Below are 1,983 nucleotides of genomic sequence, written 5' to 3'. Positions count from 1 at the left end.
CCGGAAATGGTCTGGTCCGATGGTTGCTGAAGCACCGTGTCCAGCCGGTGATCGGCCCGGAGAGCCCGGAAGACCACGCCAGGCCGCAGGCCTGGTGGAAGGTCATGTGCCTTACCGGTGTCGACTACTTCTCCACGCTTTCCTACCTGCCGGCGATCGCAGCCCTCGCGGCGGGGGCCTTGTCTCCGTTGGCGACCCTCCTGATTGTCGCTCTCACGCTCCTGGGCATGCTGCCGATGTACCGGAGGGTTGCTCAGGAGAGCCCCCACGGCCAAGGGTCGGTGGCGATGCTTGAAAATCTGCTGCCCTTCTGGCGGGGAAAGATCTTTGTGCTGATCCTTCTTGGATTTGTCGCCACGTCCTGGATCATCACGATCACGCTCTCGTCGGCCGACGCCACAGTGCACATGCTGGAGAACCCATATCTCCCCGAATTCCTGCACGGGCAGGCCGTACCCATCACAGTGGTGCTGCTGCTCATACTCGGCGGCGTATTCCTCCTTGGATTCAGTGAAGCCGTGGTTGTGGCAATCCCCTTGGTGGCCGTTTTTCTGGTCCTGAATGCCGTCGTCATCGTCGCCGGCATAGCCCAGGTCATCGGCGACCCTTCCGCAATGGCGGCCTGGACCGGGGATCTGGCTTCGCGGGGCGGCATCGGGGACGTCGTGGGGCCGGCCCTGATCGCGTTCCCGCTTCTGGTCCTGGGCCTGTCCGGATTCGAGACCGGTGTCAGCATGATGCCGCTGGTGGCCTCCAAGGGCAAGACACCCGAGGAGCGGCTGGCGTCACGGGTGCGGAACACCCGCCGGCTGCTCACTGCGGCCGCGGCGATCATGAGTGTTTATCTCCTGGGCAGCAGCTTCGTCGCCACTGTCCTTATACCGGCCGAGGAATTCCAGCCGGGCGGTGAGGCCAACGGGCGGGCACTGGCTTACCTGGCCCACCAGCAACTGGGAAACACTTTCGGAACGGTCTATGACGTCAGCAGCATCCTGATTCTGTGGTTTGCCGGCGCATCGGCCATGGCCGGTCTGATTAACATCGTCCCGCGCTACCTCCCCTCTTACGGCATGGCCCCGGAATGGGGACGAGCCGTCCGCCCCGTGGTCCTCGTCTACACCGGCGTCAGTATCCTGATCACCATCGGCTTCAACGCCGACGTCAACGCACAAGCCGGCGCATACGCCACCGGCATCCTGGCCATGATGGTTTCCGGATCAATCGCCGTCACCATATCCGCCTTCCGTCGGGGGCAACGCAGGGCCGGCTCGGGCTTCGCGGTGCTCACACTGATCCTGCTCTACGCACTGGCCGCAAACGTCATCGCGAAACCCGACGGTCTAGCCATCTCCGCGTTCTTCATCCTGGGCATCATCGCCATCTCGCTGGTCTCCCGCGTCGCGCGGACCACGGAACTACGCGCGGACATCATCAGGTTCGACGACACCGCCCGCCGCTTCATCGCCGACTCACTGGACTACGACGGAGCGCTGAACCTGATCGCCAACCGCCGCCAGGCCGGCGACGCCCCGGAATACGCCGAGAAGGAACTGGACCAGCGCGGCCAGAACGCTGTCCCCGGGACCGCTGACGTCATCTTCCTCGAAATCGACATCATCGACCCGTCCAACTTCGCCGGAACCCTCGACGTGCACGGCGTCGAAGTCGATGGCCACCGTATCCTTCGGGTCGAAAGCCCCGCCGCACCGAATGCCATTGCCGCGGTACTGTTAGCAATCCGGGACACAACCGGCGTCATCCCCCACTCCTATTTCGAATGGTCTGAAGGCAACCCGCTCGCCCACCTGATGCGGTATCTACTCCTCGGGCGCGGTGATACCCCTCCAGTCGTGCGGGAAATCATCCGGAAGCACGAATCGGATCCCGCCCGTCGCCCACGCATCCACGTGGGGTGATGACTTCCGCGAACTCGTTCCAACGCACTCCTACCCTGTGTGAGATACCCGAGGAGACCTTCTGGAA

Annotated in this window: 1 protein-coding gene; it reads left to right on the top strand. The window is 63.6% G+C overall.

All coding sequences use genetic code 11. The annotated features are described in order from the left end of the window. The coding region (locus AC50YM_RS20465; protein WP_494958764.1) for an APC family permease at positions 1-1,916 on the top strand (1,916 nt) is incomplete at its 5' end. Positions 1,917-1,983: the final 67 nt, after the last annotated feature.

The sequence above is a fragment of the Pseudarthrobacter sp. RHLT1-30-1 genome (assembly GCF_059383415.1).
Note: the sequence above shows the minus strand (reverse complement) of the source record. Positions and strands in the feature narration are given on the sequence as shown.